The organism is Streptomyces sp. NPDC021019 (genome assembly GCF_044333295.1).
GTDB lineage: Bacteria > Actinomycetota > Actinomycetes > Streptomycetales > Streptomycetaceae > Streptomyces.
In genome coordinates this window covers 715,255-740,226 of record NZ_JBIRQR010000001.1, presented here as the reverse complement: position 1 = coordinate 740,226, position 24,972 = coordinate 715,255, and the positions used below count along the sequence as shown (strand labels likewise).

Below are 24,972 nucleotides of genomic sequence, written 5' to 3'. Positions count from 1 at the left end.
CGCCCCGGCCGTCACCCCCGGATGAGGCCCGTCAGCAGTCCGGCGAGGATGCGTACGCCGTCCCGGGTGAGCACCGACTCGGCGTGGAACTGCATGGACGCGAAGTGCGGTCCGCGAAGTGCGTGCACCTCGCCGGTGTCCCGGTCCCGGCTCAGCTCGACCGGGCCCACCCCCTCGCATTCGACCTTGTCATCGGAGGACCGCGCGGCGAACGTGTTGTAGAAGCCGACCTTCTCGCGTTCCCCGAAGAGATCGATCTCCCGCTGTGCCCCCTGGTTGGGCACCTCCCGGCGCGCCAACTCGAACCCCAGCCGGGTGCAGAGCACCTGGTGACTGAGGCACACGGCGAGGAACGGGCGGCGCTCGGCCAGCAACATGTCGACGACCTCCCCCAGCCGCGCGATCTTGGGGTGCCCGGCGGCCCGGGGGTCCCCCGGGCCGGGGCCGAGCAGCACCAGGTGGTGGTCGAGCGGCGCGTAGTCCTCGTCGAACCGGCGCACCGTCACCGACATGCCCAACGCGCGCAGTTGGTGACCGAGCATGGCGGTGAAGGTGTCCTCCGCGTCGATGACCAGCACGCGCACGCCGGCCAGCGCGGGCACCACAGGGGTGCGCGTGTCACGCCCGCCGAGCCAGAAGTCGGCTACGGAGGAGTTGCGTTCGGCCAGCGCGGCGCGCACCTGCGGATGGTCGGCGAAGCCGGCCGTCCGCCCCCCTTCCAGCGCCGCGAGCAGCCCGGCCGCCTTCGCCCTCGTCTCCGCGGCCTCGGAAGCCGGATCGGAGTGGCGCACGAGGGTGGCACCGACCCCGATCTCGACGCGGCCCGCGCTGTCGATCTCCGCGGTGCGGATGAGGATGCAGGAATCCATGGCGCGGGCGCCCTGTTCGTCCCGGCCGATCAGGGCGGCGACGCCGCTGTAGTAACCGCGGCCCTCGGGCTCGTACCGCGCGATCACCCGGCAGGCACTCTCCAACGGGCTCCCCGTGACCGTGGGCGCGAGCAGCGTCTCCCGCAGGATCTCCCGCGGATCGCGAGTGCTGCGCCCCTCGATGAGGTACTCGGTGTGCGCGAGCCGTGCCATCTCCTTCAGGTACGGCCCGACCGCCCTGCCTCCGGCGTCGCAGACGCGGGCCATCATCTTCAGTTCCTCGTCGAGGACCATGTACAGCTCGTCGGTCTCCTTGGGGTCGGCGAGGAACCCCAGCACCTGGGACAGTTCGGGGCCCGAGGCCGGATAGCGGTAGGTGCCGCTGATCGGGTTCATCACCACCGTGCCGCCGGACAGACTCACGTGCCGCTCCGGCGAGGCGCCGACGAAGGTACGGCTGCCGGTGTGCACCACATGGGTCCAGTAGGCGCCGGACTCGGTCTCCAGCAGATTACGGAAGAAGGACAGCGCGCCGCCCAGGGTGTAGTCGCCGATCCGCGCCCGGTACGCGCGCTTGATGACGAAGTTCGCGCCCTCGCCCATGCCGATCTCGTTCGCGATCACCTTCCGCACCGTGGCGGCGTACGTCTCGTCGTCGGGTGCGAAGTGCCCGTCCACCAGGCGGGTCGGCGTACGGACGATCCGTGGCAGAGCCTCGGCCAGGGGGACCGTCTCCTGGGCGGTCACATGCAGGGCGAGCAGCGGCGCGCCGTCGTCGACGCTGACGTAGCCGCGCTCGCTGATCTGCCGGTAGGGCACCAGCGCCAGTACGTCGTGGTGGGCGCGGCCGTCGGCCGCCGGCGACTCCGGCAGCGGAATCGACCCGAGGGTGGGCCACCTGCGCACCTCGCCGACGAGCACCTCCAGTTGCCCGCCACCGCCCGCCGTGGGCCGGCGCAGCAGCGCGAAGGGCGGCGGGTCGGGTGCCAGCACCCTGCCGAGCAGATCGGATGTCACGCTACGACCTCCTTGACCGTGGAGACGACGGCGCAGCGGCGCGCCGCGTAGTCGAGCGCCAGCCGGTGGTCGGCAGCGGAGAAATCGGCGACCGCGTCGGCCACCAGGAACGTCTCGATGTCGTGGGTGAACGCGTCGACCGCGGTCATCAGCACGCCCACGTGCGCGTACACCCCGCAGATGATCAGCTGGTCGCGGCCGTGCGCGCGCATCCGCTCGAGCAGACCGGAGCGGAAGAAGGCGCTGTACCGCCATTTGGTGAACATCCAGTCGTCCCGCGCCGGCGCCAGTTCCGCCGTGATCTCGCGGTCGGCGGGCGAGCGCCGCATACCGGGCCCCCAGAAGTCCTTCAGCAGACCGCGTTCCGCGTCGTCCATGGCACCGGGCTGCGCCGTGTACGCGACGGGGATGCCGAGTTCGGCGCAGCGGGTGCGCAGCAGCACGGCGTTGGACAGCAGCTGTTCCCGCAGGGGCTCCGGCAGTGCCCGGAGGAAGTAGCGCTGCATGTCGTGCACCAGCAGCACCGCGCGCCGGGGATCGACCGTCCACGACGGGACGGGGGCGGGCAGCTCGCCCGCCCGGGGCAGTTCATAGGGTTCGATGGGAGGTATCCCGCTCATGTCTTCTCTCCGCCTCGTCTGATCGCGCCGTGCCTACACACCGAGGGTGGCTCCGCCGTCCACCGTGAGGCTGTGCAGGGTGATGTGTCCGGCCTGGTCGGACAGCAGGAAGGCCACGGCGTCGGCGATGTCCGACGGCATGGCCAGCTTGCCGAGCGGAATGCCGACCCGGTACGCGTCGGCCCGGCCCGCGAGGGTGCTCCGGCGACCGCTCCCGTCGTGCCACATGGAGCTGAGCATCGGGGTGTCGGTGGAACCGGGAGCCACCAGATTGCACCGGATGCCGTGCTGGGCCACTTCCAGCCCCAGGCACTTGGTGAACATCGTGGCGGCGGCCTTCGAGGCGGCGTACGCGGCCATCTGCGTACGTGCCGTGCCGGCCGCGTTCGAGGCCACGGTGACAATGGCGCCCCGACCGCGCGGCACCATCCGGTTGACGACCGTGCGTGACATCACGAACACCCCGGTGGCGTTCACCGCGAAGGTGGCGTCCCAGTCCTGGTCGGTCAGGTGCCGTGCCTCGGCCAGACGCAGCACCCCTGCCGCGTTGACCAGGAAGTCCACCGGGCCCAGCCGCTGTTCGACGGAGTCGACAACGTTGCCGACCTCGGCACGGTCGGTGATGTCGGCCGGGAACGCCTCGGCGATCACGCCGTCGGCGGTCAGCTTCTGCACGGTGCGCGAGAGGCCGTCCGCGTCGCGGTCCACGGCGGCCACCGTGGCCCCGCGACCGCCGAGCGCCCGGGCCACCGCGGCGCCGATTCCCCCCGCTGCCCCCGTGATCAGGGCGATCTTGCCCTCCATGTGCGGTCCTCCTTCGTACGGTTCGCTCTGGTTCGTTCGGGACGGCTTTCAGGCCCCCCAGGCCGCGACCACGGACTCGGCCTGGTCCGGACGGAGCCTCGGGTCGCACAGGCTGGTGTAGTGGTCGCCGACCTCGTCGGTGGCCGAGGGGCTCGGGGCGCATTCGGTCACGTCGTCCGGAGTGGTCTCCAGATGCAGTCCACCGGCGACCCCCCGGCCGGTCAGCACCGCGGACCGGAAGTCCCGTACCTCCCTCGCGATCCATTCGACGTAGCGGGTCTTGTGCCCGTCCGGTGTGGTGACCGTGTTGGCGTGCATCGGGTCGGAGAGCCAGATGACCGGATGCCCCGCCTCCCGCACCGCCGCCACGAGCGGCGGGAGCCGGTGACCGACGAGCTGCGCCCCCATGCGGGCGATCAGCGTGAGCCGGCCGGGCTCGCGCTCGGGGTCGAGGCGTTCGCACAGGGCGAGCAGTTCCTCCACGGTCATGCCGGGACCCACCTTGCAGGCGACCGGATTGGCCACTGCGGAGAGCAGCGCGACATGAGCGCCGTCCAGCTGCCGGGTACGGTCGCCGATCCAAGGCCAGTGCGTGCTGGTGAGGACCGGCACACCGCCGGCGTCCCCGCGCACCAACGGGAGCTCGTAGTCGAGGACGAGGGCCTCGTGGCTGGTCCACACCGGTGGCTCGATGCCCGGCTCCCCCGGTCCGCGGTGTCGGCCCAGATGGCGCATCACCGTGCGGGAGGCGCGGTAGCAGGCCAGCATGCGCTGGGGGTCCGGCCGTCTGCTCAGTAGGTGGGGCTCGGGACTGTTGACCATGTGCCCGCGGAAGACCGGGAGTTCGAGGTCGCCGACCCACTCCGTCGGCTTCGAGCGGGGCTTGGCGAACTGACCCGCCATCCTCCCCACGCGGACCACCGGCTGGCGGGTGATCGTCTTCAGCCTGCCGGCGAGCACGTCCAACAGGTCTGCCTTGCGGGCGACATGAGGCTCGGTGCACTCCGCGAGGTCCTCCGCGCAGTCGCCGGCCTGCACCACGTGAGCACCTCCGGCGGCGACGACGGCCAGCCTCGCGCGCAACGTGCGCACGTCCTCGGGGTCGACGAGCCCTGGTGAGACCAGGAGCTCGCGACGCACACGCCGTACGCTCTCCGCATCACCCCACCCCGGTTGCTGCCGGGCCGGTTTCGATCCGATGTCGAGCACAGGGTTGTCCACTGAAGTCTCTCCCCTTGCGGATGGATCGGTCGGATACGTCCCACGATCGCCGTAGGACTGGGTCGCGCGAGACGCCGTGCGCACCGTGCGGGAGCCGGGAGCCGGACACCCCTCACTCGACGCCGGGCCGACGGACACTCCGCTCCCGGGCCCTGGCCGACACGTGACGTAAGAACGGCCGGACAGGGGCGGCCCGACGGCCGGTGGATCAGCCGCCCGTCCGATCCTGTAGCGGGGGGGCGGACCGCGACAACGCGCCACGGCTCACTTCGTCAGGTGCCGGGTTCCGCTCTGCCCATCCGCCCGTTCCACATCTGGCCGGGGCAGGTCAGCACGGCGATGGCGTGGGCGGCCGAGGCCAACGTCATGTGGCGGTGCCATCCGTCCAACGAACGGCCCACGTAGTCCTCGATGCCCACGTTCTTGGCGACTTCGCGGTAGTCGTCCCGCACCCGCTCCACCAGGGTGAACAACGTCAGCAGCGACTTCGGATGCTGTGAGGTCAGGTTGGTGAGCCACAACTGGGGCGCGTTCTGCTGCCCGGTCTCGGCCAGTCCGATCAGGGCCAGCCTTCGGCTGCCTCCGGCCCGCATTCTCCCGGTTCTCCCCTGGGAAAGGCGCACGGCCACGCTCGCGATCAGGCCCGACCGCACCCCGCCGCCCCTGCCGCACTCGCGCCACTGGACCGGCTGTCGGGTGCCGCTGGCCGCGCGCATGACATCCCCGGCCAGCATGCTCGCCGAGCCGCGGTGGCCTGTCAGCGCCGGGTCCGAGACGAGCAGGGGTACCGACTGGTCGACCCGTGCCAGCAGGGGGAACCCCTTGCGGCCCAGACGGTCGAAGAGCATGGCGAGGTTCAGGGAACCGGCGTCCAGCACCACCGGCCGCACCGGCATCCCCCATTCCGAGACCATGCCGGCGCAGAGCTTGACAGCCCGGTCGGACAGCGTGTCCGCCTCGGCGCTGTCCCGCATCGATGGCCCGCTGCCCAGCGACCGGTCGTCGACGCACGTCGGAGGCAGATGGAGCCCCCAGTCGACAGGGCTGCTCCGGCAGCCGGAAGCCGCCCAGACACCGATCGCCTGCTGTGCGCTCAGCACCCGCCCCTCGGCCGGGACGAACCGGCGGTCCACGCCGACCGAGTGCTGCCCCGCCTTACGGATCATCGTGTCCTGCACCACCCAGGCCTCGACCGGCAGACGGGGCACGAGGTAGCGGGCCAGAGCCTGGCGCACCGGTGTCCAGTCCCACGTCGACCCACTGATGAAATGGTGCAGGCTCTGATCGGCCGCCCGGCCTCCGGTCAGGCTGGCGATGTTCCTGATGGACTTGCGTCCTGGAACCTCCAGGATGCCTCTGACGTATTCGACGCCCTTCTTGCGCTGGTCGGCACGCGGCAAGGAGGCGAAGAGCGAGGTCGACAACTCTCGCAGCAGGTCATCGGGCACCACATTCTCGCCAAATAATCGATCCGCGTCGCTATTTTGTCTGCCTGTCTTGACCAGCGAAAATCCGGCTGCACTCAAGATTGACCCCCCGAATAGCTGTCCCGCCAGGCCGAATTCACCTGCGGACGTCGATAGGACTAATCCGGACCAAACGAGACATCACTTTATCGACTAGCTGATTAACGCACCACCACACCAGCCACAGATATGTCACCTACCCCACTGATGAGCAGAAACAGTCCCGGGCACCCCATCCGGCGACGCCACAGCTTCACCCGGAAACCACAGAAAGATGGATGGTGCACCAAAGATGTCGCTTTGGCCGACTCGAGAAGATGCCCCATATGGTGGACTCGGCCGGTTCTCCGTGGCAGGTGAGGGCTGCGGCGATACCGAGGAAGGCGAGAAGTGACCGCCCTTTCGTCCATATCGGCCGGTTAATCGGTGGTGGCCGCAGAGCAGGGCGGTCGACCGTTCGATCCTTCATCAGTGACGGCCGAGATGTTCGCCGGAGCCCTGCGGCCCGGACGTGGACCGCCGGCAGCATCGCGGCCGCTGGCTCCCCCGGACCGTCGGGCACGAGCCGACGCGCCAGGTCGACACGGACAGCCCGTATCGCGCCGGATCAACGACCAGCCACGTGAGGCATCCCCTTGGCGCGCTCGTCAACTCCGGGTGAACACGGAAGTCGGGGCGCCCTTCACCGGACGCGGCGCGCGGTGGCGACGTAGATGGTCTCGCCCACGTAGTCGCACTGCGTGATCTCGCGGACGAGGGCGTGGGCGAGGTCGACCCGGGAGGTGAGCAGGCGCGGCGCCGGGCGCGTGACGATCCGGTAGTCCGTCACGTCGCTCCGGCCGACGAGGCGCCCCGGCCGGAACAGGGTCCAGTCGAGCCCGTTCCCGCGGACGATCTTCTCCATGCACCGCACGTCCCGCTGAACGGCGTGACTGGACGCGAGCACCACCGGACGCATCGCACGCTGGCGGAGGAGGGCCGCAGGGGACAGATCGGCGGCGTCGAGCGCGGCGGAGCCGACGCAGAGCAGGCGCCGTACGCCGTGGTTGATCGCCGCCTTGACGATGTTGTAGGCGATCTGGGAGCAGACCGTGACGGGCTTCCAGGAGGACGGCGCGCCGATCACCGAGATGACCGCGTCATGACCGCGCACGACCCAGTCCACCGCGTCGGCGTCCATCGCGTCCGCCGCGGCGACCTGCACCCGGTGGTCGCAGAAGGGGAAGTCGGCGGGCCGCAGAGTGATCGCGGTGACCGTGTGCCCCGCGGCCATGGCCATCGCCGTGACGAGACGCCCCGTGGGACTGTGGGCGCCGAACACGACCAACTTCATGCGTACCTTCCTGGCGGACGGGTCTGCATGCGGCGGGGGACACACGCGAGGGAGGGTGTCGAACAGTGGTCCAGCTCTAGAACAACGATCGAGTGCACCGATCAATGTACTACCATGGCTTCTCCCGCGTACGATGGACCGGAAAGGTTGGTGTATCAGCGTGGGCAAGTCACGGGGGAACGGTCGTACGGGCTCGGGTTCCGGGCAGAGTGTGTGGCTGCGCCAGTCACCTGCGCCGCGCCAAGAGCCGCCGCTGACGAGGGGTCGCATCACCGAGGCGGCGATTGCCCTGCTGGACGAGGAGGGCATGGAGCGTCTGACCATGCGCCACCTGGCGGAGCGTCTCGGTATCGGCGCCACGACGTTGTACTGGCACGTCGACACGAAGGACGACGTCGTCGACCTGGCGACCGATGCCATTTTCGCCGAGGCCCCACTCCCCGACGGGCATGCCGAGAACTGGCAGGAGAACGTCGTAGCCCTCCTCTCCGGATGTCGCACCATGCTCCTGCGGCACCCATGGTCCGCGGCGCTGCCTCTGCGTCAGCGGCCGTCGATCGGGCCGAACTTTCTCACGTGGTTGGAGTTCCTGCAGGCAACGCTGTCGCGTGCCGGATTCAAGGCACAGCAAACACAGGCCTCCTGCTGGCTACTGTACAACCACGTCCTGGGCTCCGCGGCGAGCCAGTCCAACCTCCAGTGGTCGGTGGACCACCGCGCTGCGGCGCAGGAGGAGCTGCGTCGGCAGCAGGACCAGTATCCGACGCTCGTGGAGTACGAGTACATGCTCGACGAGGGCTGGGAGGAGAACTTCCACCTGGGCGTGAAGCTCGTCCTCGACGGCCTGGAAGCCCAGCTCCCCGCCAACGGCTGACGGCTGTTCCCGGCCGCGGGACGGCCGCAGTCGATCGCTGGGCGCCCACCCACCTGACAGATCCGCCGGAGCCCGCTGGACCGCGGATCGATCACCGACTGTCCTGATCCCATACGGATCCGCCGTACCCGGCGCGCTGTGCCTCCGCACGGCGCCAGAGCCTCGGGGGACCTGGCCGCGATGAGCGGCGGGCGGCACGTCACACGGACGGCGGGGCCTCGGGCCCCGTTCCCCGTCGCGGCCGACGCGGACGTATGGCCGGTACCAGTCAGGACGACATTGGAGCAGACCATGATCACATGCGATGCCGCCCAGGACGTACGGGGAATGCTCGGGACGGGGTCCTACGTACCCAGTCGCGTGATGAGCAACAAGGACATCAGCACCCTGTCCGGGGTGTCCGAAGTGGCTATCCTGCGCAAGACCGCCATCCAGGAGCGGCGATGGGCAGAGCCCGAGGAGGCGACCTCGGACCTCGCCGTCGCCGCCGCCCGGGCGGCCTTGGAGCAGGCCGGGATCAGCGCCTCCGAGCTCGGCCTCATCGTCGTGGCGACCTCCACGCCGGACTCCCCGCAGCCGGCGACGGCCTGTGTCGTCGCCGACGAACTGGGCGCCGGGAACGGCACCGCCGCCTTCGACGTCAACTCGGTGTGCAGCGGCTTCACGTTCGCCCTGACGATCGCCGATCAGATGCTCGCCGGCGCTTCGGCCGACTACGCCCTGGTCATCGGAGCCGACGTGTACTCACGCATCCTCTCGCCCACGGACCGCCGCACGATCGTGCTGTTCGGGGACGGTGCCGGTGCTGTCGTGCTGGGCCCGGGCGGCCGCCAGCGGCTGATCTCCACCAGGCTGGCCAGCTTCGCCTCCGCGCGTGAGCTGATCGGCGTACCCGGCGGAGGCAGCCGCATGCCGGCGACCGAGCAGGTGCTGCGCGACGGGATGCACTACTTCTCGATGAACGGCCGGGGCGTCGCCGAGTTCGTCGAAGGCGAAGTCGTCCCCCACATCCAGGAGTTCCTCAAGGACAACGGGGTGAGCCAGGACGACATCGCGCACTTCGTGCCCCACCAGGCCAACGGACGGCTCCTGGAGAGCATGTCCGAACGGCTGGGCATCCCCTCCGCCCGGATGGCCACCACGGTGACGCGGTACGGCAACACCGGCGCGGCCTCGGTCCCCATCACCCTCGACCAACTGGCCCGTTCGGGCGCCGTGGCCCCGGGGGACCTGACGCTCCTGGCGGCGTTCGGCGGTGGCATGTCCATGGGGTTGACGCTGCTGCGCTCCGTCTGACCGACCGGGCGCCCGGCTTCGGGCGCCCGCGCAGAAAGGCCCGGCCCCCGTCATCCACGGGGCCGGGCCTTCCTCGTGTGGCTCACTTCTTGCCGATGTGCAGCGCCTCCTTGGCGAAGACCTGGAAGTAGCTGGGGACACCCTTGGTGGTGATGACCTCGACACGGGAGTCGAGGCTGCGGTTGTCGACCGCCTCCCGCACCAGCGCGTCCGCGAGGTCCCTGCGCGAGGTGAACCATCCGGGGTGACGGGTCTTGCTGACGACGTAGTCGGTGGTGGTCGTGGCGTCGAAGAGGCCGGCGGGCCGGACGACCGTCCAGTCCAGGCCGCTGGCGCTCACGATGTCCTCCATGCGGCTCGTGTCCTCGTAGAGGGGGCGGCCCATCTTGAGCAGGATCGGCACGATCACCTTGCGGAAGATGAACGCCTCGCCGGGTGCGTCCTCGTAGTTGGCCCCGATCGAGCTGACGCAGACCAGTCGCCGGATGCCGTGGGCCTGCATCGACTTGATGAGGTTCGTGGTGCCCTCCGAGTAGACGGTCACCGGCTCCTTGGTGTACGGCACGCCGACGGTGGAGACGACCGCGTCATGGCCGGCCACCACGCGGTGCACCTCCTCGGGGTTCAGAATGTCCGCCTTGACCACGCTCAGCCGGGCGTCGCTCAGCGGGAACGCGTCGGGCTGACGGGTCACGGCGGTGACCTCGTGCCCCTCGGCCAGTGCCTGCTCGGTGGTCAGTCGGCCCGTCGGGCCGTTCGCGCCGAAGATGACCAGTTTCACGTGTTCCTCCTGTGCGGGGACGACATGGTGGGGCGGGCGTGTGCCCGCGCGAATGTCCATGGGGACAGGGGAGGTGTGCGGCGCGGGGCCGCGCGTCCGTGACGCACGGGGAGACCTGCCGCTCGGCGGGCGTGCCGCCGCCCTCCCGGCCCCGGTCGGTCCCCGCCTGTCGTCTTGGGAGACGGCTCCGTGACGGACACCGATCGAGCACTCGAACATTGATCCAGTACTCGATCAATGTACCACGATGGATAGCGCGTCCGAGGGGCGGGACCTGCCCGCCGACATGCGTCACACCCGCGGCACTGGGGCGCCGCGGGTGCACTGCGTTGCTGCCTCACCGACGCGCCCGTCGGCCGCTCCCCGTCAGTCCACGGACAGGCGGGGGAACTTCTTCATGAGGAAGTCGAAGTCGATGAGGTCGATGGCGGACTCCTGCTGCTGGAGCCCGGTCTGGTAGGCCGTGGCCACCTCCACCAGGCGCAGGGCCTGGTATTCGATCGCCTTCCGGTTGTCCTCGTGCACGTTGTTCGGCGCGTGCCGCGAGATGCTGCATGTGCCGTAGGGCGATCCGTTGTGCTCGGACGCCAGGATCTCGACGCTCGAACCGTTGGGGACGATGAGGCATCCCCAGTGGCACAGCACGTTGTGGAGGGCGAGGATCGCCGTCTGCTGGCCGGCGTGCGCGGCGGACCCCGAGGCGAACACGGTCGCGACCTTGTTCGCCAGCTTCCCCGGGATGGCGACCGGACCCGAGCGGTCGACGAAGTTCAGGATCTGCGGGGCCGGCAGACCGAAATGGACAGGCGTGCCGATCATGATCGCGTCCGCCGCCACGAGGTCGTCCAGCGTGGCCACCGGGATGTCACGGGTGGTGGCCTCCAGTTCGGCGTACGCCTCCTTGTCCAGCACCATCGGGTCCGGGAGCTCGGGGACCTTGAACAGCTTCGGCTCGGCGCCCGCCTTCTCCGCCGCGGCGGCCGCCGCGGTCGCCAGCTGGAAGATGTTGCCGCTCCGGGAATGAAAGATGATGGCTACCTTGACCATGGAGAATCCCTCGTCATTCGTGGTTGCGGGGAATGTGACATCCCCGGATACGAAGCGTCATCCTCACGGCCCCGTGCACCCTCTGCCCAGGCCTGCACCGGATAGTTCGTCAGGTCCGCGAACAGCTCGTCACGGCCGGAGCCCCGGCACTCCCTGGACCTGACAGACTGACCGGTAGCGGGTTGAGCGCCCCGCGGCGGTGCACTGTTCTGTGTTCATGTCGAACTCCACAGGCGTGCAGATCACCCTTCCCACCGAACCCGAGCAGCTTTCGGCGGCATTCGAGCAGGCTTTCAACGCGGGCAGTCTCCAGGACATCCAGCAGCTCTTCGAACCGAACGCCATGCGCGTTCTCGCTCCCGGCCAGTACCTGACGGGAGAGGAGATGTGGAAGTCGGCCGCGCAGACGCTGCCGGACCGCCTCCCGGTCAAGCTGTCGGTACGGCACATCTACACGGTCGGCGACACAGCACTGATGATCTGCGACTACGTACACGAGGGCACTGGGCCGGACGGGACGCACCAGCGCCTCGAGGGCACCGCCGCGGACATCCTCCGCCGCGGCGCCGACGGCGTCTGGAGGTGCCTGATCAGCAACCCGCCCGGCACCACCCGGGCCTGATCAGCAACCCGCCCGGCACCACCCGGGCGCGGGCGGTGCCGGCACGGCGCCTGCCCGCGCCCGACGTGCTCCACCGCGTCTCCTCCAACCAGCCCAGACCCGACCCGACCCGAGGACGATCGATGCCGGACAGCAAGCAGGCGCCCGCCGGAAAGCCGTGGTCGCGGGCCATCGACGTGCATCACCACATCCTGCCGGACTTCTATCTCGACGAACTGGCTCAGATGGGCGTCGCGACCATTCTTCCAGGAGTCGACAGACCGACCTGGAGCGCTCGCGACAGCCTCGCCATGATGGACCGGCACGGTATCCGTGCCGCCGTGGTGAGCGTCTGGCCGGGAGTGCCGGCGAACCTGGAACCGAAGCCGGCCCGACGGTTCGCGCGCCGGGTGAACGAGTACCTCTCCGAGTTGGTCGCCGCGCACCCCGACCGCTTCGGTGCCTTCGCCACGCTTCCCTTCCCTCACATGGACCTGGTCCTGGAGGAGTTCGAGTACGCCGTCGACACGCTCGGGCTGGACGGCGTGGGCCTCGTCAGCAACTACGGCGGCCTGTACGTGGGCGACCGCTCGATGGACCCGCTCTTCGCGGCGGCCGCCCAGCGGCGCAGTCCGCTGTTCGTGCACCCGACGGTTCCCCCGTCGACCGGTCAGCCGGACTTCGGCCTGCCCGCCTCGCTGTACGAGTTCCCCTTCGAGTCGGTGCGGGTCGCGGCCCAACTCCTCTACAACCAGGCGCTGGAGAGGTTCCCGGACCTGCCGGTGATCCTGCCGCACGGCGGTGGCGGCGTCCCCTTCTACGCGGGCCGACTCTCCTGCGGCGGACTCATCAGCGCGCCCCTCGCCGACCGGCTGCCCGAGGACCCCGTCGGCTCACTGCGGCGGCTCTACGTCGACATCGCCATGGCGGGTGACCCGCACGCCCTGGCGGCCCTGCGGTCCTTCGCATCGCCGGACCGGATCCTCGTCGGCTCGGACTTCCCGCTCATGCCCGAGCACTACACGCTCGACACCGGCCACCGCGTCATCGAGCACGGGGGGTTCAGCACCGAGGAGCGGACCCGCCTGGAGCACGCCAACGCCGAGGCACTCTTCCCGCGCTTCAACGGAAAGGACGTGTGAGAAGCCGTGTTGGACAAGAAGACGGTCGCCGCCTATCTGGACCGCATCTCGGCCGACCGCCCGAAACGCCTTGACGCGGACGCGCTGCGGCACCTGCACGAGCGGCATGTGCTGTCGGTGCCGTTCGACAACCTCGACTACCACCGGGGCGCCGAGATCCGGATGGACGAACGGGCCGTCGACAAGATCGTCCACCAGCACCGCGGAGGCCTGTGCGGTGAGATCAACACCGCGTTCTACCTCCTGCTCAAGTCCATGGGCTTCGACGTGACCCTGCATCAGGGCCGCGTCCACATCCCGGGAGGCGGGACCACCGGCCCGTACCACCACGTGGTGATGACGGTGACCGTCGACGACACCCGGTGGATCGCCGACATCGGCTTCGGCAAGAGCAGCCGCCGGCCCCTCCTGCTGGACCGCGTCAAGCCCCAGCTGGATCCGCACGGCGAGTTCGTGGTGCGGCGTCTGGACCGGCGGTCCGTCGAGGTGCTCCGCAACGGGACCCCGCAGTACATCCTCTACGAGGAGCCGGTGGAGCTGACCGACTTCCGCCAGACGATGTGGTGGTACCGGACCAGTCCGGACTCCCCGTTCCTGCAGACCCTCGTCTGTTCGCTTCCCCTCGAGAACGGCTGGGTCATCCTGCGGGACGACCAGCTGACGGTCGTCTCCGGAGACCGGAAGCAGACCGAGCAACTCGTCGACGACGACGCGGTGCTGGCGGCGTACGAGAAGTGGTTCGGCATGAAGCTGGAAGAACGTCCCGTACCGACCCCGTACACGAACGACTCGCTCCGCTTCTCGTTCGACAGCAACTGACATCCCACACCAACAGGGGAGACGGCATGCTGGATGAAGTAACGACGGCCGCCTATCTGAAACGCATCTCCGCCGAGCGGCCGGACCGGCCCGACATCGCCGCGCTGCGCCACCTGCACGAGCGGCATGTGCTGTCGGTGCCCTTCGAAAGCCTCGACTACCACCTCGGCAAGGAGATCTACTACAAGGACGAACGGATCGTCGAGAAGATCGTGCACCAGCGCCGCGGTGGCACCTGCGGCGAACTCAACAGCGCCTTCTCCTTCCTTCTGGAGTCCCTCGGCTTCACCGTGCACCTCCGGCACGGACGCGTCTGGATCGGCGGCCGGCTGCGCGATCCGTACAACCACATGCTGCTGGCGGTGGAGATCGACGGGCGCCACTGGCTCGTCGACGTCGGGTTCGGAAAGGGCAGCAGGTATCCGATCCCCCTGGACACGCAGGAGGCGCAGGGAGACCCGCACGGTGCGTTCTCCATCCGGAAGGTCGACGACCGCACCACCGACGTCCTCCGTGACGGAAAGCCTCAGTACCGCGTCTACGACGATCCGACGACCCTGTCGGACTTCGACCAGGCGATCTACTGGTACCGGACCAACCCGGACTCGATGCTCCTGCAGAACATGTTCTGCTCCCTTCCGACCGAGGACGGCTCGGTTCTGCTCAAGGACGACGTGCTGACCATCACCCGCGGCGAGGAAACGGTGACCGAGAAACTCGCCGACGATGCCGCCGTACTGAACGCGTACGAGAAGTGGTTCGGCATCACGTTGGACGAGCGCCCCAGGCCCAGCCCTTACCTGAGGGGCTCGGTACGCATGGCGTTCGAGGAGACATAGGCGCCGCGACACTCCATACCCCCGAAATCCGGCACCGAGGAGGACTTCGTCATGCCCGCATGGGAACTCGCACCCGTCAGTCCACGCAGCATCGCTCTGGCGTTACCCGAGAGGATCGTCACGAACGCGGAGCTGTGCGAAACCCTGGATACCACGCCGGAGTGGATCGAGGAGAAGACCGGAATTCGGGAACGGCGGTTCCTCGAATCGCACGAAACCGTCCTCGACCTCGCGGTCGAGTCGGCCGAGAAGGCCATGGCGGCGGCCGACGTCGGGGCCCGCGACATCGACGTCCTGGTGGTCGCGTGCACGAGCCCGGACTGGATCATGCCGTCCCTGGGCGTGAGCCTCGCCGAGCGCCTCGGCATCAAGACCCCGCGGATCCTCGACCTGACACAGCACGCGTGCGCCTCGTCCGTGTACGGGATCCACACAGCCTCCTGCCTCTTGCAGGAACCGGGGCTGGACACCGCGCTGGTCGTCTGCGCGGAGCGGGGCTCCGGCATCACCGATCCGCAGGACCGCCTCACGCGGATCTTCTTCGGAGACGCCGCGGGGGCCGTGGTCCTGCGCAAGACGGAAGGCCAGGACGGCCTGCTCGGTTATGACCTCGGCAACGTCTACTCGGACGGCGTCCGGATGGCGACAGCCTGGCGTGTGGACCAGAAGGTGCCGACGTCGACGACGGAGACCCCCCGGACGCCGTACATCTTCATGGACGGCAACGTGGTGCTGCGGGAGGCGATGACCCAGGTGCCGAAGTCCCTGAGCGCGGCGCTCTCGTTCGCCGGCGTCACGGTGGACGAGGTGAGCGGCTTCGCCGTCCACCAGGCGAACGCCAAGTTGGTGAGGCGCATCGGGCAGATGGCCGGCGCCGCACCCGACCGGGTCCCCGTCACCGCCGACACCCTGGGCAACACCGCTGCGGCCTCACCGCTGACGGCACTGTGGCGGCTGGCCGTCGAGGGCCGGGCCCGGCGCGGCGACGTCATCGTGCTCGGCGCGATCGGGGCAGGCTTCCTCTTCGGCTCGCTCGTCTTCCGGCTCCCGGCGGATCTCGTCGCGGCGGAGGTCCCCGGGATGGCCCGCCCCGGAGGGAAGTGACCTACCGCGGGCAGCGGTGGACGCGCGTCCTGTGGATCGGCCCCGCCGGAGTCGCCGGGGCCCACGCCCCGCTGTACGCGTGCGGCGGCGCTTGTATCGGCGGGCTGCGGGAACGCGTCCGGCAGTCCTTCCACGAGAGCCGCCCCGTCGGCTCCCCACTGCCGGGCGAGTCCGCCGCGTCGGGGCAGCCGACCTCCGGCAGGAGAGCCGGCAGGCATCGGGGCCGGTGCAGGCTCTTCCGCCGCGGTCGAGCTCCCGCCCTGGCCACCCAGGGGCCCGCTGTCCCCCGCAGCGAGAGCCCGTGGCCGGGGCGGGCACGCCGTGCGCGCTTTCGACGGAAGTCCCCGAGACGAACGCTCTGACAACGCAGCGACCGTCTCACGTCCCGCGCCACGTTCTTCCCACCCGGTCCGGCCCTCTTCGAGAAGCAGACGTGACGCAGCAGACCACGGACGAGCGGCCCGGACATCGCCGCCGCCACCGTCGTTCGCCGCCGAGCACCCGCTCCGGCTCACCGACGCCGGTCGAACGGGCGGTGACCCGCCGGCTGCCGTACGACCCGCCACGCCGCGAGCGACAGAACCTCGTTCGGTGATCCTCGACCACGGGCTTCGGAGCGAGGCTGCCGTGGGTGTTCGCTGCGGAGACGCCGACGAGTGCGGGCAGCCAGTACACCCTTTTCATCTCCGCGGAACCCGTAGGAGTGGAGCACGTCGAGGCGTGTTTTCCCCTCAGGGTCCGTCATGCCAATGGGGCGCCCGTCGAGACCCAGTTGCTGGAATCCGAATCCGGCGCGGCTCTCGCGTGAGGAGCACGTACGCCCAGGCCCTCTCGTACGATTCCGGCTTTATCGGATCGGCGGTGAACGCGTAGCCGTACACACGCGTGCATATCACCAGTGGCCGTCCCTGCGGACAGCAGAACTGTGGTCTGGCGGCGAGCCGAGGTGGAGGATGTGTCTCTCGCCACCACGGCGAGGGACGAAGTCGACTACAGGGGGATACGTGAACGAGGAAAGCGAGCGGTTGCGTCGGCGACTCTACGGGCTGATCTACCGGAACCCGGCGTGGTCGCTCGACCAGCTGGCGGCGGAGGTTCGCTGCTCCCTCGCTGAGGTGGATCAAGCGTGCGACGCGCTGTGGGGCGTTGGCCTGCTGGCCCCTGCGTCCTCCGCACCCTGCGGCTACGTGACGGTGACGCCGGAAGCCGCGCTGACCCGGCTGTTCTCCGCCGAGGAGCGCCAGGCCGAGGCGCATCTGCAGCGGGTGTCCAGAATCCGTGGGGCCATCGCCTCGCTGATCGGCGACTATCCGCGATTGCGTGACGAGCGGCGCGAGGCCGTCGAGATCGAAACACTGCCGACAGCGGCTCTGGTGAACACCTTCCTCGAGGACGCGGGCAGCACGTGCAATGTGTCCATGCGGTCGATGCATCCCGGTGGGCTCCCGCCGGAGGAGCTCCTCAACGACATGCTGTTGCGCGACAAGGAAATGGAGAGCCGGGGCATCCGGGTGGAGACGCTGTACTCGCGACGGACGACCGAGGTTCCGTATATGGCGGCGTATCTGGTGAATGCCGAGCGGCCGCGGCGCGAGGTGCGCACAGCGGACTATCTGCCCCTGAGGATGGTCCTCTTCGACGACAACCTCGCTGTACTGCCCATCAACCCGGAGGACAGCAGCGAGGGGGCCTTTGCCATCCATGGGCAGGCGCTGGTGAGATCACTTCACGCGCTGTACGACTACTGCTGGCACACTTCGGTGCGCTTTCGTCCGGCCGGGGCAAGGGACACCTTCGGGGGAGAATTCGACTCGCAGGCGCTCGCGGTGCTGCGCATGCTCGCCGACGGCGTCAAGGACGAGGTGATCGCACGTCATCTCGACGTCTCCCCGAGGACGTTGAGCCGGTTCATGACCAGTCTGCTGGACCGGCTCGGAGTGCAGACGCGGTTCCAGGCGGCCCTGCGTGTCGCTGAACTGAAGCTCCTGGACTGAGTCAGGGCTCCGAGCGGCTCCGGAGCCGTGGGGCCGCTCGAACGCGGCCGGGGCGCACTCCGTGCCCCTGTGACGGAAGTGGGGATTCCCCTTTCCGCTCGTTCCGCAGGGAAATCGGAGCGGGCTGTGGCGTCATGCCGCCATGACCGGACGCCGCCGCCGGTATGGCTTGAACCCTGGGGTGAAGCGACAGCAGCATGGGTCTGCCGGCAAGGACGAGCGGTAGGCACCGCTTCCGTCCCGCCAGATTCTCCACCTGCCAAAAAGCCAACCGGGGGACACGCATGTCCATATCGCTCCGCGCCTTCGTCTGCAGAGCTCTCCTCTGCGCTTCCTGTCTTGTCGTGGCCGGAATGGTTCAGTCCGTCACGGCCGATCCGGTCACCGCGAACGACCGCGTTCTCGCGTCGGTTTCCGAGAGGACCGTCGAGCTTCCTCAGAGCGACAACGGTTGGTGGTAGGGCGCTGCCCGCCCCGCCCTTCACTTCCCAGTTCGCGCATCAGGAGAGTTCGATGGACGTCATCGCCGCCGCACCATCCGGGCCGCCCGGGCCGGTACTCACCGACCTCGCTCCGCACGCGCACCACGACCGCACGGTCGACATCGCCGTCGTGGGGATCGGCTACGCGGGGCTCCCACTCGCCGTAGCCGCGGCGGCGGGTGGGCACCGCACCCGGGGACTCGATCTCAGCGACTTCCTCGTGGCGCAGGTCAACATCGGCCGCACGCCCGTCGACACGGTCACCCGTGCCGAGTTGGAGTCCGTGGCACCGCTCCTGGACGCCACCACGGACCCCTCGTTCCTCCGTGAGTGCTCCGTCATCGCCCTGTGCGTTCCCACGCCGGTGGACACCCACGGGGTACCGGACCTGGAGCCGCTGCTCTCCGCGGTGCGCACGGTCCGCCACCACCTGACGGCCGGACAGCTCGTGATCATCGAGTCCACCACCTACCCCGGTACCACCGACGGTGTCATCCGCGACATTCTGGAGGAGTCCGGTCTCACGGCGGGAAAGGACTTCCACCTCGCCTTCTCGCCGGAGCGGGTGGACCCGGGCAACACCCGGTACGGCTTCCACAACACGCCGAAGGTGGTCGGCGGCCTGACGGCGGAGTGCGGCGCTCGCGCCGCCGCGTTCTACGCGGGGCTCACGGACCTGGTGCACGTCACCCGCTCCAGTCGCGAGGCGGAGGCCGCGAAGATCCTGGAGAACACCTACCGGCAGGTGAACCTGGCGCTGGTCAACGAGTTCGCACAGATCTGCCACCGCCTGGGCGTCGACGTCTGGGACACCATCGCGGCCGCCGCCACGAAGCCCTTCGGCTTCACTCCGTTCCGTCCCGGTGCCGGTGTGGGCGGCCATTGCATTCCGGTCGACCCGCTCTACCTCGTCCACCGGGCCACGCAGGCCGGGGTGCCGTTCCGGATGGCCGAGCAGGCGCAGCGGATCAACGACTCGATTCCTGTCTGGGTCGCCTCGCGCGCGCAGGAACTCCTCACCGCGACCAACGTCGCCGCCCGCGGGGCCAGGGTGCTCCTGCTGGGCGTCACCTACAAGCCGGACGTCGCCGACACGCGGCACTCGCCGGCCGAGCCGCTCGCCGTCGAACTGCTGGGCGCGGGCGCCGAGGTGATGTTCCACGACCCGTACGTGAGCACGTTCTCCGCGCGCGGCCGGCCCGTGCCCGCCGGACGGGACCTGGTGACCGACCTCGCGGCGGCGGACCTGACGATCATCGTGCAGAGGCACCGGATGTACGACAGCGAACTACTGGCCCACGCACGGCTCGTTCTCGACCCCAGCGGGCCCGGCACGACGGCGAAGGGCGAGTACGCATGACCGGCCACCCCGCAGTCCCGGCGCTGATCGGTGCTCACGCGGCCGCCCGTCCCACAGCCGTCGCCCTGCGGACACCGGACGGCACGGTGACCTACGGGCAACTGTGGAGTCGTGCCGAACAGGCCGCGCTGACCCTCGCGGGTCGCGGCGTGCGGCGCGGCGACACGGTCGCCGTGCATATGCCCTCCGGCCCGGAGGCGGTCGTCGCGATGCTGGGGACGTGGCTCGCGGGCGCCGCGTTCGTGCCCGTCGACACGCAGACCCCCGCGGAGCGCCTCGCGTACGTCCTCGACCACAGCGGAGCCGTGGTGGTTCTCGACGGCGGAACGGCACCTCCGCGGCCTTCCGCAGAGCGGTCGACGGCCCCGCCCCCGGCGGACCCCACCGTCGGAGGCACCCTGCCCGGCGACCTGGGCGCCTACGTCGTCTACACCTCGGGATCCACCGGGACGCCCAAGGGCGTCCTGGTGGGGCACCGTGCGCTGGCCGGTCATGTCACCGCGTCCGTGGACCTGTTCGCCCTCGGGCCGCACAGCACGGTGCTGCAGTTCGCGAGCCTCGGATTCGACGTCGCCCAGGAGGAGATCTGGCCGACTCTCGTCGCAGGGGGGACCCTCGCCTTCCACGGTGCGGGCAGCGCCCCTGACACCGCGCACCTCGCGTCCGTCGTCCGGGAGCTGGCGGTGACGGTCCTCCAACTCCCCACGGCATACTGGCGCATGCTGTGCGCGGAACTCGACGGCGCCGACGACCCCTCCTTCGCCGGAGTCCGTACGGTCGTGATCGGCGGCGAGAACGCCACCGCCGCGGACGCCCGCGCCCACCTCCGCACCAATCTCGCGCACACCGTGCTGGTGAACGGGTACGGCCCCACCGAGACCGTCATCACGGCGACCGCCCTGGTGCTCGCCCCCGGCGACGACGTGCCGGGAACGGCCGGGCTGCCCATCGGCGAGCCGGTCGGCGACCGCGTGGCACGGGTGCTCGACGAGCACCGCCGCCCGGTCGCCGACGGCGAGCCGGGCGAACTGTGGATCGGTGGCGAGCTGCTCGCCACCGGCTATCTGCACGACGCCGCGAGGACCCAGGAGCGTTTCCCGCCCGACCCGTACGCGGCGGCTCCCGGGGCTCGGATGTACCGCACCGGCGACATGGTGGTGCGCCGGCAGGACGGCGGCATCGAGTTCCTGGGGCGCGTCGACAACCAGGTGAAGGTGCGCGGCCATCGCATCGAGCTCGACGAGGTCGACCGCCATCTGCTCGACACCCCCGGCATCACCTCCGCGACCGCGTTCACCCTCGACGACGGCGCCGGCGGGAACGTGCTCGCGGCCGCCGTGGCCCGCAACGGTGCGGGCCCCGACCCCCGGGCGGTCCGGGAGCACCTGCGTGAGCGGGTCCCCGCCTACCTGGTACCGGGCCGCATCGCGGTGCTCGACCGGCTGCCCCTGACCACCTCCGGCAAGACCGACCGCCGGGCGGCCGCCGCGGCCGCGGCAGCCGCCCTCGCCGCCGGCGCGACGCCCGTCCCGGACGACGTCATGACAGCGCGGCCCCCCCTGGACACCGTCCTCGGCCTGCTCCGCGCTCTGCTGCTCGCGCCGGAGCTCGGGCCCGACGACGACTTCCTCGCCCAGGGCGGCGACTCCCTCATGGCCCTGCGCGTCTGCGCGCAGATGCGGGCGCGGGGCGTCTCCATGCACCCTGGGGACCTGCTCGTCGGACGCACGGCCCGCGCCGCCGTCGCCAGGGCGGACCGCCGCCGCGCGCCGGAGGCCGTCGAGGAGGAGCCGGACGGCCCGCTCGACCTGCTGCCCGCCCAGCACCGCTGGCTGCGCGACGGCGACCTGCCCGAACGCGACCACTTCTGCCTGAACGCCCTGTTCACGACCGCCTCGGGGCTGTCCGCCGACCGTCTCGCCCGGGTGGCGGGGGCCCTGCGGCGACGTCACCCCGCGCTGCGCACGGCGCTGCGTGAGGACGGCACGGTCGTGCTGAGGGAGTCCGACCCGGCGGATGCCGTCCGTGTCGTCGACCTGGCCGCGGCCGTACCGGAGGAACGCACCGCCCGGCTGGAGGACGCGCTGGCCGCGGCCCAGACGTCGATGTCGCTCGCGGAGGGCCGGGTCTTCGGTCTGCTGTACGCGGAGTGCGGAGACTCCGGGGCCCGGCTGCTCCTGACGGTGCACCACTTCGTGCTCGACGGCGTCTCGATGGGCCTGCTCGTCGACGACCTCGAACAGCTGCTGGGCGACGGGCGGCCGGGCGGTGCCGCGACGGGACCGCGGGCCGTCGGCGCCGCGCTGCGGGACTGGGTGAACACCGCGCAGGCACGCGAGGACGCCGCCCAGTGGCGGGCGCGCACCCGGGAGTTCGCCGCGCTGCGCCCCGACGCGGAGGGCCCCGCTCCGCTGCCCACCCTGCGCACCCACCGCTTCCGGCTGCCCGCGGAGACTACCCGGCAGGTGACCCACCGCCTTCCCGAGGCCGGCATCGCCCCGCACGACTTCGCGCTCGGCTGCCTCGTCGGCGGTCTGGCGGCCTGGACCGGGGAGCCCGTGCACGGCGTCGACGTCTACGCGCACAGCCGTGACGTGTCCCCGGGCGGCCTCGACCTGTCCCGCACGGTCGGCTATGTCCAGAGCACCTATCCGGCCGTCCTGCGCTGGGAGGGCGAGGGCATGTCCGCGCTCGTCACCGCGCTCGGCGGTCCCGCAGCCCTGCCCGAACGCCGCTACGGGTTCGACGCGTTGCGCTTCCTCTCGCCCGACCCCGCGGAACGGGCGGCGCTCGCGGCGTGTCCGCGCCCCCTGGTCCGGCTCAACTTCCGCGGTCATCTCCTGCGGCTGGAGCAGCGCGCGCCGGGCACGGCGCTCCGCCCCGCGCAGGAGAGCTTCGGCGCCCACCGCTCGCCGCTCCAGCGGGAGCGCTACCTGCTCATGGCCGAGGGCGACTTCGTCGACGGGCAGCTGGAGATGAGCCTCAAGTACTCCACGGTCCACTGGAGTGCGGAACGGATCGAAGAGCTGGCCGGCTGCGTCGACCGCGTGATGCGGCAGGCCCTGGACTCCTCCGCCGGACTCCCGGCCACGCCCCGGCCGGACGCCGCCCCGCCCGTGGAAGGCGGTGCCCGATGACGACGGCGCCGCCCCTGGTCCCCGGCATCCCGGCCGAACACCAGCCCGCGACGGGCAGTGCGCCCGGATGGCCGCTGGTCCTGTACTTCCACCATGTGCACCCGGACGTGCGGCACTACACCGCTCTGTCCCCGGACGAGTTCGAACGAGGCATGGAGCAGGTCCTCGAACGATTCGATCCGTACGACCCGGCGGACCTGCTCGCCGACGGAGGCCCGCGCCGGCCGGAGCGTCCCACGGTGCTCGTCACCTTCGACGACGGCTACCGCGACAACGCGACCCACGCGCGGGACATCCTGGACCGCCTCGGCGTCCGGGCGGTGTTCTTCGTCTGCACCGGAATGCTGGGCCGGCGCAGCACCCGTCCGCGCGAGGACTACCTGACGTACGAGGCATGCGACCGGCTGGCGCGGGAGGGACACCTGATCGGCGCCCACACCCGTACCCACCCGCACCTCGACCGCGTCCCCGCGGCCGACGGCAGGGCCCAGACCCTGGGATCGCTCGACGACATCCGCGAGCGGTTCGGGCCGTCCCCGGCCCGGCTGTTCGCCTACCCCTACGGCGGGGTGCCCGACCAGCCGTACCTCCCCGACGACGTCCTGGCCTTCGGAACGGTCCGCTCGCCCGCCGTCGCATGGACCGCCGACCCGCAGCGGATCCGGAGAACCTACCTGCCCTCCGGGGCGGCCGACACCTGGGCCGGACTGGTGCGCCACTGGCGCAGCGGGTGGGACGGGCCGACCGCCCTGCCCACCCGGCCCGTCCCGACCGCTTCCGAGGGGGAAGAGAGATGACCGGACAGAAGTCGTGGCGCACCCGGTTGGCCGGGGCGCTGCCCGCCACCCGGGAGTCCCGGATCATCGCGGTGAACGCGTTGATCGGCTCCATGGGCACCGGCATGTTCCTGGCCGGCTCCGCCCTGTACTTCACGCGCTTCGGCGGCCTCAGCGAGACTCAGCTCGGCGTGGGCCTGGCGATCGCGGGCGTCGTCGGACTCGCCACCACCGTGCCCATGGGCATGCTCGCGGACCGCTTCGGCCCGAGGAACATCATCCTGGTGGTCTGCCTGTGGCGGGCCGTCGGCTACCTCGCCTACATGCGGGTCGAGGGATTCACCGAGTTCGTGGTGACGGCCAGCCTGCTGTACGTCATGGACCGGGCCGGGCAGCCCCTGAACCAGGCCCTGGTGGGCCGGCTGATCACCGGGTCCGAACGCAACCGCACGATGGGGTTCATCCGGTCCCTTCGCAACCTCGGTTTCACCGTCGGTTTCTCGCTCGCCGGCATCGCCCTGACCACCGGGTCGAAGGCGGCGTTCCAATGGCTGTTCATCGGCAACGCGTTCAGCTTCCTCGTGGTGTTCGTCCTCGTCTGGATGCTGCCCAGGGTCGGCCCGGCGAAGGCCAAGGACACCGCCGAGGGCGAGAACGCGAAGGCGGTCGTCCCGCCGATCCGCGACTGGCGGTTCGTGGCGGTCACCGCGGCGAACGGTGTGATGTTCCTGCACGACGCGATCCTGATCACCGTGCTGCCGCTGTGGGTGGCCGAGCACACCCGGTCACCGATCTGGATGATCACCGTCCTGGTCACCACCAACACGGTGATCACGGTGCTGGGCCAGGTCCGGACGACACGGCACATCGACAGCCTGGCCTCCGCGACCCGGGCCACCACCTGGTCGTCGGTGCTGCTGCTCCTCGCATGCGTCGCCTTCGCGGCGAGCGGCTGGTCGGACACCTCCGGCTGGGCGATCATGACTCTCATGACGGCGCTGCTCCTGCTGACCTTCGGGGAGCTGCTGCACTCGGCGTCGTCCTGGGAGATCTCCTTCGCGATGTCGCCCGAGGCCGCCCAGGGCAGATACCTCGCCTTCTTCAACGTGGGCTTCTCGGCGGCGGAGATCGCCGGGCCGGCCGTGGTGCTGTGGCTCCTCTCCGGAATGGGGCCGGGCGGCTGGCTGATCATCGCGGTCTGCTTCCCGCTCTCGGCCGCCCTGAGCTGGCTCGGCACCCGGCAGAAGCCGGCGCCCGCGGCCGCCGGGCCCGGTCCGGACGCCGAGCCCGGTCCGGACGCCGAGCCCGGTCCGGACGCCGAGCCCGTACCTGCCACGAGCGGCTCCTGACCGCCGAGCACCCCGACCGGCTCCGCTCCTCGGAGCGGGCC

General features: G+C 70.3%; 21 protein-coding genes. 13 read left to right on the top strand and 8 right to left on the bottom strand.

Features of this window, described 5'->3' with window-relative positions:
* Positions 1–11: 11 nt before the first annotated feature.
* From ACH4RG_RS03405 to ACH4RG_RS03380, 6 genes are all read right to left on the bottom strand, one after another.
* Positions 12–1,886, bottom strand: a complete 1,875-nt coding sequence (locus ACH4RG_RS03405; protein ID WP_397927551.1) for an anthranilate synthase family protein — start codon at positions 1,884–1,886, stop codon at positions 12–14.
* The gene (locus ACH4RG_RS03400) at positions 1,883–2,506 is read right to left on the bottom strand and encodes an isochorismatase family protein (RefSeq protein ID WP_397918195.1); all 624 of its coding nucleotides are present in this window, start codon (positions 2,504–2,506) and stop codon (positions 1,883–1,885) included. Before ACH4RG_RS03400 ends, ACH4RG_RS03405 begins: the two co-directional genes overlap by 4 nt.
* A 33-nt stretch (positions 2,507–2,539) precedes the next feature.
* Positions 2,540–3,310 (bottom strand): 2,3-dihydro-2,3-dihydroxybenzoate dehydrogenase, encoded by a 771-nt coding sequence (locus tag ACH4RG_RS03395; RefSeq protein ID WP_397918196.1) that lies wholly within the window; start codon positions 3,308–3,310, stop codon positions 2,540–2,542.
* Between the two features lie 48 nt (positions 3,311–3,358).
* Entirely contained in the window at positions 3,359–4,531 is a 1,173-nt protein-coding gene (locus ACH4RG_RS03390) for a 3-deoxy-7-phosphoheptulonate synthase (RefSeq protein ID WP_397918197.1), read from the bottom strand.
* Between the two features lie 272 nt (positions 4,532–4,803).
* Positions 4,804–6,057, bottom strand: a complete 1,254-nt coding sequence (locus ACH4RG_RS03385; RefSeq protein ID WP_397918198.1) for an IS701 family transposase — start codon at positions 6,055–6,057, stop codon at positions 4,804–4,806.
* 622 nt (positions 6,058–6,679) lie between these two features.
* Positions 6,680–7,330, bottom strand: coding sequence for an NAD(P)-dependent oxidoreductase (locus ACH4RG_RS03380; RefSeq protein ID WP_397927549.1), 651 nt, complete (start codon positions 7,328–7,330; stop codon positions 6,680–6,682).
* 211 nt (positions 7,331–7,541) lie between these two features.
* Here ACH4RG_RS03380 and ACH4RG_RS03375 point away from each other — a divergent pair, with 211 nt between their 5' ends.
* Together ACH4RG_RS03375 and ACH4RG_RS03370 are read left to right on the top strand one after the other, a co-directional pair.
* Positions 7,542–8,204, top strand: coding sequence for a TetR/AcrR family transcriptional regulator C-terminal domain-containing protein (locus tag ACH4RG_RS03375; protein WP_397927548.1), 663 nt, complete (start codon positions 7,542–7,544; stop codon positions 8,202–8,204).
* A 291-nt stretch (positions 8,205–8,495) separates the two neighbouring features.
* Positions 8,496–9,500, top strand: a complete 1,005-nt coding sequence (locus ACH4RG_RS03370) for a 3-oxoacyl-ACP synthase III family protein (protein ID WP_397918201.1) — start codon at positions 8,496–8,498, stop codon at positions 9,498–9,500.
* Between the two features lie 82 nt (positions 9,501–9,582).
* Here ACH4RG_RS03370 and ACH4RG_RS03365 read toward each other — a convergent pair whose 3' ends face one another.
* Both ACH4RG_RS03365 and ACH4RG_RS03360 read right to left on the bottom strand, forming a co-directional pair.
* The gene (locus ACH4RG_RS03365; RefSeq protein WP_397918202.1) at positions 9,583–10,341 is read right to left on the bottom strand and encodes an NAD(P)-dependent oxidoreductase; all 759 of its coding nucleotides are present in this window, start codon (positions 10,339–10,341) and stop codon (positions 9,583–9,585) included.
* Between the two features lie 306 nt (positions 10,342–10,647).
* Positions 10,648–11,328: an NAD(P)H-dependent oxidoreductase gene (locus tag ACH4RG_RS03360; RefSeq protein WP_397918203.1), complete on the bottom strand. Its 681-nt coding sequence runs from the start codon at positions 11,326–11,328 to the stop codon at positions 10,648–10,650.
* A 217-nt stretch (positions 11,329–11,545) separates the two neighbouring features.
* On the opposite strand from ACH4RG_RS03360, the gene ACH4RG_RS03355 reads away from it, so the two are divergent.
* From ACH4RG_RS03355 to ACH4RG_RS03305, 11 genes are all read left to right on the top strand, one after another.
* Positions 11,546–11,950 (top strand): YybH family protein, encoded by a 405-nt coding sequence (locus ACH4RG_RS03355; protein WP_397927546.1) that lies wholly within the window; start codon positions 11,546–11,548, stop codon positions 11,948–11,950.
* The gene (locus ACH4RG_RS03350; protein ID WP_398161796.1) at positions 11,911–13,071 is read left to right on the top strand and encodes an amidohydrolase family protein; all 1,161 of its coding nucleotides are present in this window, start codon (positions 11,911–11,913) and stop codon (positions 13,069–13,071) included. The genes ACH4RG_RS03355 and ACH4RG_RS03350 overlap by 40 nt, the downstream gene beginning before the upstream one ends.
* 6 nt (positions 13,072–13,077) lie before the next feature.
* Entirely contained in the window at positions 13,078–13,890 is an 813-nt protein-coding gene (locus ACH4RG_RS03345) for an arylamine N-acetyltransferase (RefSeq protein WP_397918206.1), read from the top strand.
* Between the two features lie 26 nt (positions 13,891–13,916).
* Entirely contained in the window at positions 13,917–14,729 is an 813-nt protein-coding gene (locus ACH4RG_RS03340) for an arylamine N-acetyltransferase (RefSeq protein ID WP_397918207.1), read from the top strand.
* Positions 14,730–14,780: 51 nt separating this feature from the next.
* A complete protein-coding gene (locus ACH4RG_RS03335) occupies positions 14,781–15,833 on the top strand; it encodes a 3-oxoacyl-ACP synthase III family protein (RefSeq protein ID WP_397918208.1) in 1,053 nt (350 codons plus the stop codon).
* 433 nt (positions 15,834–16,266) lie between these two features.
* Positions 16,267–16,428 (top strand): hypothetical protein, encoded by a 162-nt coding sequence (locus ACH4RG_RS03330; protein WP_397918209.1) that lies wholly within the window; start codon positions 16,267–16,269, stop codon positions 16,426–16,428.
* A gap of 409 nt (positions 16,429–16,837) precedes the next feature.
* Entirely contained in the window at positions 16,838–17,827 is a 990-nt protein-coding gene (locus ACH4RG_RS03325) for a LuxR C-terminal-related transcriptional regulator (protein WP_398161798.1), read from the top strand.
* Between the two features lie 513 nt (positions 17,828–18,340).
* Positions 18,341–19,669 (top strand): nucleotide sugar dehydrogenase, encoded by a 1,329-nt coding sequence (locus ACH4RG_RS03320; RefSeq protein WP_398539051.1) that lies wholly within the window; start codon positions 18,341–18,343, stop codon positions 19,667–19,669.
* Positions 19,666–22,806: an amino acid adenylation domain-containing protein gene (locus ACH4RG_RS03315; RefSeq protein ID WP_398539050.1), complete on the top strand. Its 3,141-nt coding sequence runs from the start codon at positions 19,666–19,668 to the stop codon at positions 22,804–22,806. The genes ACH4RG_RS03320 and ACH4RG_RS03315 overlap by 4 nt, the downstream gene beginning before the upstream one ends.
* Complete coding sequence (locus tag ACH4RG_RS03310) at positions 22,803–23,603, top strand: polysaccharide deacetylase family protein (RefSeq protein ID WP_397918213.1); 801 nt, start codon at positions 22,803–22,805, stop codon at positions 23,601–23,603. Before ACH4RG_RS03315 ends, ACH4RG_RS03310 begins: the two co-directional genes overlap by 4 nt.
* Positions 23,600–24,931, top strand: coding sequence for an MFS transporter (locus tag ACH4RG_RS03305; protein ID WP_398539049.1), 1,332 nt, complete (start codon positions 23,600–23,602; stop codon positions 24,929–24,931). The genes ACH4RG_RS03310 and ACH4RG_RS03305 overlap by 4 nt, the downstream gene beginning before the upstream one ends.
* The last annotated feature ends 41 nt before the right edge of the window (positions 24,932–24,972 follow it).